At 74.4% G+C, this 7,145-nt stretch carries 8 protein-coding genes; 3 read left to right on the top strand and 5 right to left on the bottom strand.

The annotated features are described in order from the left end of the window. The 3 genes from hemW to rph form a co-directional block, all read right to left on the bottom strand. The coding region (gene hemW, locus CKO13_RS09435) for a radical SAM family heme chaperone HemW (RefSeq protein ID WP_200260025.1) at window positions 1-961 on the bottom strand (961 nt) is incomplete at its 3' end. Window positions 962-980: 19 nt separating this feature from the next. Beyond that, the gene (rdgB, locus tag CKO13_RS09430; RefSeq protein ID WP_200260022.1) at window positions 981-1,580 is read right to left on the bottom strand and encodes an RdgB/HAM1 family non-canonical purine NTP pyrophosphatase; all 600 of its coding nucleotides are present in this window, start codon (window positions 1,578-1,580) and stop codon (window positions 981-983) included. After that, entirely contained in the window at window positions 1,577-2,290 is a 714-nt protein-coding gene (rph, locus tag CKO13_RS09425; protein ID WP_200260019.1) for a ribonuclease PH, read from the bottom strand. The genes rdgB and rph overlap by 4 nt, the downstream gene beginning before the upstream one ends. A 223-nt stretch (window positions 2,291-2,513) precedes the next feature. Between rph and CKO13_RS09420 the strand changes: the two genes are divergently transcribed. From CKO13_RS09420 to gmk, 3 genes are all read left to right on the top strand, one after another. After that, complete coding sequence (locus CKO13_RS09420) at window positions 2,514-4,112, top strand: methyl-accepting chemotaxis protein (protein WP_200260016.1); 1,599 nt, start codon at window positions 2,514-2,516, stop codon at window positions 4,110-4,112. 77 nt (window positions 4,113-4,189) lie between these two features. Then, entirely contained in the window at window positions 4,190-5,071 is an 882-nt protein-coding gene (locus tag CKO13_RS09415; RefSeq protein WP_338034624.1) for a YicC/YloC family endoribonuclease, read from the top strand. Continuing rightward, entirely contained in the window at window positions 5,061-5,762 is a 702-nt protein-coding gene (gene gmk / locus CKO13_RS09410) for a guanylate kinase (protein ID WP_200260013.1), read from the top strand. The genes CKO13_RS09415 and gmk overlap by 11 nt, the downstream gene beginning before the upstream one ends. On the opposite strand, the gene CKO13_RS09405 is transcribed toward gmk, so the two are convergent. Further along, a complete protein-coding gene (locus CKO13_RS09405) occupies window positions 5,759-6,580 on the bottom strand; it encodes a LabA-like NYN domain-containing protein (protein ID WP_338034623.1) in 822 nt (273 codons plus the stop codon). The two genes, gmk and CKO13_RS09405, sit on opposite strands and share 4 nt — an antisense overlap. Window positions 6,581-6,625: 45 nt before the next feature. After that, window positions 6,626-7,060 (bottom strand): iron response transcriptional regulator IrrA, encoded by a 435-nt coding sequence (irrA, locus tag CKO13_RS09400; protein ID WP_200260007.1) that lies wholly within the window; start codon window positions 7,058-7,060, stop codon window positions 6,626-6,628. Window positions 7,061-7,145: the final 85 nt, after the last annotated feature.

Genomic DNA, 7,145 nt, shown 5'->3' with positions numbered 1-7,145 from the left:
CGTTGAGGAGGAACTCGACGGCGACCTCCCCGCGCCCGAGCGCAGCGCAGTGCGCCAGCGCCGCCGGCGAGCCGGCCTCGGTCATCCAGCGCCGCGGCGCGGCGCGCCGCGCCGTGCGGACCGCCTCGCCGGCGGGGGTGGTGTACTTGCCGTGGGCGCCGGCGCCGAGGCCGAGGAAGTCGGCGAAGCGCCAGTAGCCGAGGTTGTGGGCGCAGAGGTGGCCGGCCCGGGCGTAGGCCGAGACCTCGTAGCGCTGCAGGCCGGCCGCCTCGAGCTCGGCCCGGCACGCCGCCTCCATGGCCAGGACCGCCTCCTCGCCGGGCAGGTCGGCGGGCGGCGCCCGGCCGAGGGGCGTCTCCGGCTCGAGGGTCAGCTCGTAGTGGCTGACGTGGGGCACGCCGCACTCGAGGGCGCGGCGCACGTCCGCCCGCGCCCCGGCCACGCCCTGCCCCGGCAGGGCGTACATCAGGTCGAGATTGACCGAGGCGAAGCCCGCCGCCAGGGCCTCGGCGACGGCGGCGCGCGCCGTGGCCGCGTCGTGGATGCGCCCGAGCCGGCGCAGGGCGGCGTCGTCGAAGCTCTGCACGCCCAGCGACAGGCGGTTGACGCCGGCGGCCCGCAGGGCCCGGAAGGGCGCCGTCTCCCGGGCGCCGGGGTTGGCCTCGAGGGTGATCTCGGCGCCGGGCTCGAGGCCGACCCACCGCTCGACGGCGTCGATGATCGCCGCGATGGCCCGCGGCGGGAAGAGGCTCGGCGTCCCCCCGCCGATGTAGAGGCTCCCCGCCCGGCGGCCGGCGGCCGTCGGCGCGGCCTGCTCGAGCTCGGCGCCTAGGGCGGCGAGGTACGCCTCGTGGGGCAGCCGCCCCCGCAGCGCCCGGGCGTTGAAGTCGCAGTAGGCGCAGCGCTGCAGGCACCACGGCAGGTGGACGTAGACCGACAGCGGCGGCAGCCCGCCGCCCACCCCCGGGGCGCCGACGCCGTCAATCGCCGAGCGCCTCGCCCAGCACCCGGGAGAGCGCCCGCAGCGCCTGCCCGCGGTGGCTGCGGGCGTCCTTCTCGGCGGCCTCCAGCTCGGCGGCGGTGCAGCCGAGCTCGGGGACCACGAAGAGCGGGTCGTAGCCGAAGCCGTTCGCCCCGCGCGGGGCCTCGGCGATCCGGCCCCGCCAGAGGCCGTGGGCGATCAGGGGGGCCGGATCGGCGGCGTGGCGCAGGTAGACCAGCACGCAGTGGAAGGCGGCGCCCCGCCGCTCGGCGGGGAGGCCGCTGAGCTCCCGGAGCAGGCGCTGGTTGTTGGCCGCGTCGTCGCCCTCCGGGCCGGCGTAGCGCGCCGAGTAGACGCCGGGGGCGCCGTCGAGGGCGTCGACGGCGAGCCCCGAGTCGTCGGCGATCGCCGGCAGGCCGCTGCCCTCGGCGGCGTGCCGGGCCTTGAGCAGGGCGTTCTCGACGAAGGTCACGGCCGTCTCCGCGGCGCCGCCGAGCCCGAGCGCCCGCTGGCTGACGAGCTCGATGCCGGTGCCGGCGAGCTGCCGGGAGAGCTCCTCGACCTTGCCGGCGTTGCCGCTGGCGAGCACCACCCTCATCCGAGCGCCTCCCGCTGCGCCGCGAGCAGCCGGCCCACCCCGGACTCGGCGAGCTCGAGCATGGCGTCGAGCTCGCTGCGCCGGAAGGCGTGCCCCTCCGCCGTGCCCTGGACCTCGACGAAGCCCCCGGCGTCGTTCATGACCACGTTCATGTCGGTCTCCGCCTCGCTGTCCTCGGCGTAGTCGAGATCGAGGACCGGCTCGCCCCGGTAGACCCCCACCGAGACGGAGGCGATCTGCCCGTGCAGCGGCGAGCTGCGCAGCGTCCTCGACGCCTGCAGCCGCGCCGCGGCGTCGACCAGGGCGACGTAGCCGCCGGTGATCGCCGCCGTGCGCGTGCCGCCGTCGGCCTGGAGGACGTCGCAGTCGACGACGATCCGGCGCTCGCCGAGGGCCTCGAGGTCCGTGGCGGCGCGCAGGGAGCGGCCGATGAGCCGCTGGATCTCCACGGTCCGCCCCTGCTGGCGGCCCCGGGCCGCCTCCCGGTCGCCGCGGGTGTGGGTGGCGCGCGGGAGCATGCCGTACTCGGCGGTCACCCACCCGCGGCCCTGGCCCCGCAGCCACGGCGGGACGCGCTCCTCGACGCTCGCCGTGCACAGGACCTGGGTGTCGCCGTAGGCGATGAGCACCGAGCCCTCGGCGTGCTTAGTGTAGTGGCGCTGGATCGAGACGGGGCGCAGCTCGCCGGCGGCGCGGCCGCTGGGACGCATAGGCTTCTCCTCAGTATTGCCGATTCGCCCGCCGCGAGCGCGGCGGGCCCTCTCGCGAGTGGGGTGGCGGCCGGCCGGGCACGGCTCGCTCCTGGACGCGGACGCAGCGGTATTGGAGTATACGAGCCAAGGTTTTTCGCCGGCACACCCCCCGGCCGTGACCGCCCCGGGCGCACGCCGGGCGATCGGCGCCGAGATCGCGGTCCAGCCAGCGAGGAGCGTCATGCGCAGCAATCAGCCCGTCACCCAGCGCCGGGTCCCGGTCTCCGGCACCATCCTCTCGACCACGGATCCGAAAGGGAAGATCACCTACGTCAACGACGAGTTCGTCCGCGTCAGCGGCTTCACCGAGGAGGAGCTGCTCGGCCAACCCCACAACATTATCCGGCATCCGGACATGCCGCGCCAGGCATTCTACGAGATGTGGGAGCGCCTGCAATCGGGGCGGTCGTGGATGGGCCTGGTCAAGAACCGCTGCAAGAGCGGCGACCACTACTGGGTCCACGCCTACGCCACCCCCATCGTCGACGACCAGGGCCGCATCACCGAGATCCAGTCCGTGCGCCTGCCGCCGCCCGACGAGGCGACCATCGAGCGCGCCGAGGCGCTCTACGCCCAGGCCCGCGCCCGGGAGCCGGACCAGGGCAAGATCAGCGCGCGCACGGCGCGCCCGCGCTGGCAGCTCGACACCCGCGGCCGCACCATCGGGCTGATGCTCCTCGCCCCGCTGACGGCCATCGCCGCGGCGGCGGCGGGCCTGCCGGCGGGGCTCCAGATCGGGGCCGTGGCCGGCGCCGCGCTCGCCGCCCTCGCGGCCCTGCCGTGGGCGTGGCGCCACCTCGGCGAGGCGCTGCGCAGCGCCGCGCAGATCGTCGACGACCCCATCGCCGAGGCCGTCTACACCGGCCGCCAGGACGAGGCGGCGCGGCTCGAGCTCGCCCTGCTCCACCTGCGCACCGAGCTGCAGGCGGTGCCCGAGCGCCTCGCCAACGCCACGCAGCACATCCAGGGCGCCGGCACGCAGGCCGCCGAGGCCATCGCCGAGGCCCGGGAGCAGTCCCAGCGCCAGACCCAGGAGACCCAGCAGGTCGCCACCGCCATGGAGGAGATGTCCCAGAGCGTCCAGGAGGTGGCGCGCAACGCCTCCCAGGGGGCGGAGACCAGCGAGCAGGCCCGCGAGCAGACCAGCCACGGCATGGCGACGGTCCAGCGCAGCGCCGACGCCGTCCGCGAGCTCGTCGAGCGGGTCAAGGGCTCGGCGGAGGTCATCCACCAGGTCGCCGACGAGACGGAGCGCATCGGCTCCGCGCTCAACCTGATCCAGGAGATCACCGAGCAGACCAACCTGCTCGCCCTCAACGCGGCCATCGAGGCCGCCCGCGCCGGCGACGTGGGCCGCGGCTTCTCGGTGGTGGCCGAGGAGGTCCGGGTGCTCGCCGACCGCACCTCGGAGTCGACCCGGGAGATCAAGGGGATCATCGAGTCGCTCCAGCAGGGCGCCTCGCAGGCGGTCGCCGCCATGCGCGAGAGCAGCGAGCGGGCCGAGGCCACCCTCGAGTACGCCGACCAGGCCCGCGAGGCGCTCGAGCAGATCGATAGCGCCGTGGGCACCATGCGCGAGATGAGCGCCCAGATCGCCAGCGCCACCGAGGAGCAGAGCGCCACCGCCGACGAGGTCAACCGCAACATCAACAACATCGACCAGCTCGCCCAGGAGGTCCGCCACCGCACCGAGCAGGCGGGCGAGCGCATGTCCGATCTCGCCGGCGAGATCGACCACGCCTCGCGGCTCGTGGGCCGCTTCAGCCAGGAGGGCCGCTGAGCCGCTGCGGCGGCCTACCGCAGCCTACGGCGGATGCCGTATGATGGCCCCAGCAGAGCACGCAGAAGGGGTGAGGCGTGATCCACAGCATGACGGCCTTCGAGCGCCGCGAGGCGCACGGCGCCTGGGACGGCCGGCCGGCGCGCCTGGCCTGGGAGCTGCGCTCGGTCAACCACCGCTACCTGGAGATCCAGCCCCGCCTGCCCGATGAGCTGCGGCCGCTGGAGCCGGCGCTCCGCGAGCGGCTCGCCCAGGCCCTCGGGCGCGGCAAGGTCGAGGCCACCCTGCGCCTCGACCGCGACGCCGGCGAGGCCCCGGCGCTCGAGGTGGACTGGGCCCGGGTCGACGAGCTCGGCCGCCTCTGCGCCGCCGTCCAGGAGCGCCTCGGCGAGCAGGCCGCCCCCGCCCCGGTCACGGAGCTCCTGCGCCAGCCCGGCGTCCTGCGCGAGCCCCAGGGCGACGCCGGGCCGCTGCACGAGGCGGCCCTGGCGCTGCTCGACGAGGCCGTCTCCGGGCTGCGCGAGACGCGCCGGCGGGAGGGCGAGCACCTCGCCGAGCACCTGCGCCAGCGCGCGCAGGCGGCGCGGGCGCAGGTCGACGGCCTCGCCGGGCGCCGCGGCGAGGCCAACCGCAGGGTCCGCGAGCGCCTCGAGGCGCGCCTCGCCGAGCTGCCGGAGCCGGCGGATCCCGGCCGCCTCGAGCAGGAGCTCGCCTACATCGCCCAGCGGCTCGACATCGACGAGGAGCTCGAGCGCCTCACCGCCCACCTCGACGAGGTCCAGCGGCTGCTCGGCGTGGCCGAGCCGGTGGGCCGGCGCCTCGACTTCCTCATGCAGGAGCTCAACCGCGAGGCGAACACCATCGCCTCCAAGGCCGGCGACCCGCCGACCAGCAACGCCGCCGTGGAGCTGAAGGTACTCATCGAGCAGATGCGCGAGCAGGTCCAGAATGTCGAGTGATCGCCCCCCCAGCCCGCAGGCCGCCCCCTCGGGCTCCGGAGCGGGCCAGCCGCGGGACGCCGGCCCCCGAGGGGGCGGAGACGATGTAGAGGGTCCCGGGGCCGGGAAGACGAGCCTCGTGCGCACGCTGCTCGAGACCGTGCCCGGGCTCGAGCTCTCCGTCTCCCACACCACCCGGGCGCCCCGGCCCGGCGAGGTCGACGGCGTCGACTACCACTTCACCGACGAGGCGCGCTTTACCGCGCTGGTCGACCAGGGCCGCTTCCTCGAGCACGCCCGGGTCTTCGGCAACCTCTACGGCACCTCCCGCGACGCGGTCGAGGCGCGCCTCGCTGCCGGGGCGGACGTCATCCTCGAGATCGACTGGCAGGGGGCGCAGCAGGTGCGGCCCCTGCTGCCGGAGGCGGTCTCGGTGTTCATCCTGCCGCCCTCGCGCGCGGAGCTGCAGCGCCGGCTGCGCGGGCGGGGGCAGGACGACGAGGCGACGCTCGCCCGGCGCACCGAGGAGGCGGCCGCCGAGCTCGCCCACTACGCCGAGTACGACTACCTGGTCGTCAACGACGACTTCGAGCGCGCCCGCGCCGATCTCGAGGCGCTGATCCGCAGCCAGCGGCTGCGCCGCGCCCGCCAGGAGCACGCCCTGCGCGGGATCCTCGACGAGCTCCTCGAGGGGACCCCCTCGCCGGGCTAGATCCGCTGGATCTGCACGGCCTGCAGCGAGCCCTCCTTGACCGGCGAGGCCACCAGGTCGAACTCGAGCACCGTCTCGTGGCTGGGCAGGTCCGCGGGGCGGACGTCGGCGGGCAGCTCGCTGTCGCGGAAGAAGGCCGAGGCGTAGGGCGAGTCGGCGTCGCGGGTGTCGGTCACCCAGAGGTTGTCCGCCCACGTCACGTCGCCGCGCAGGTAGCGGATGAAGCCGTACCCGCCCTCCTGGGCGTGGTAGTAGCAGGTCCCGCGCACCCGCGAGCCCGCCTCGCCCCAGGGAGGGCGGCCGTTGCCGTTGCCGCCGCGCCGGGCGGGCAGCAGGCCGGGGATGAGGTAGCCGCAGATGTAGTCGTCGGCCTCGCGCTTGAGGGCGCCGGAGACGTTCTCGAAGGCGACGATCTCCACCCGGCAGCCCTGGTCCTGGAGGGCGCGGACCACCTGCACGAAGTCGCCGTCGCCGGTGACGAGCACCACGCGGGAGAGGTTGCGCGACTGCGTCAGGGCGTCGACGGCCATCTCCAGGTCGGCGTTGGCCTTGGCGTAGCGGTTCCCCTCCTCGTCGGTGTACCAGCGGAAGTGCTTGACGATGACCTTGTAGCCGAACTCGCGCAGGGAGGCGAAGAAGTTGCTGACCTTCTGCTGGTAGGCCGGGTCCCGGGCGGCCCGGGCGTCGTCGTAGACGGCGTAGACGTTCAGCCGCAGCGCCTCGCCGCCGCCGCGGCAGGCGAGGCGGCGCAGGATGTCGTACTGCATGCCGAAGCCGCCGTTGGCCTGGATATTGGCCACGTCGACATAGATGCCCACGGGTCCGCCTACGCCCAATCGCCTCTCCTTGCTACCGCGGGGCCGTCAGTCGCCGCTCTCGCGCAGGCGCACGACGATATCCACGCCGGCGACGCGCTTGCCCCTGGGGACCTCGAGCTGCTCGCAGAGCTCGCGCTCGTCGATGTCGAGATGCACGTCCTCGATGCGGCCGCTGTGCTCATCGTAGAGGTGGTGGTGGTCCTCGGTACGGGTGTCGAAGTACGACTTGCCGGAGTGCACGATCACCTCGCGCAGCAGGCCGGCCTCCTTGAACTGGTTGAGCGTGTTGTAGACCGTCGCCAGCGAGACCTTGATCCCGCGCGCGGTCGCCTCCTCGTAGAGGGCCTCTGCCGTCACGTGGCGGTCTTCCCCGGAGAATAGCAGCCCCGCCAGGGCCATGCGCTGCTGCGTGGGGCGCAGCCCGATCGCCCGGAGGTAGCCGGCGCCGTTGTCGCCATCGAGCCCGGTCTTCTCACTCATACTCGACATGGTAAGCCCTTTATGCGGCCGGTTGCACACTTTGATGCAGAATAATTTTAAACTTAGCCGGCTGCCCCCCTCAACA

Origin of the sequence: Halorhodospira neutriphila (genome assembly GCF_016584055.1) — a bacterium.
Lineage (GTDB): Bacteria > Pseudomonadota > Gammaproteobacteria > Nitrococcales > Halorhodospiraceae > Halorhodospira > Halorhodospira neutriphila.
This window is presented reverse-complemented; position numbering and strand designations above follow the sequence as displayed.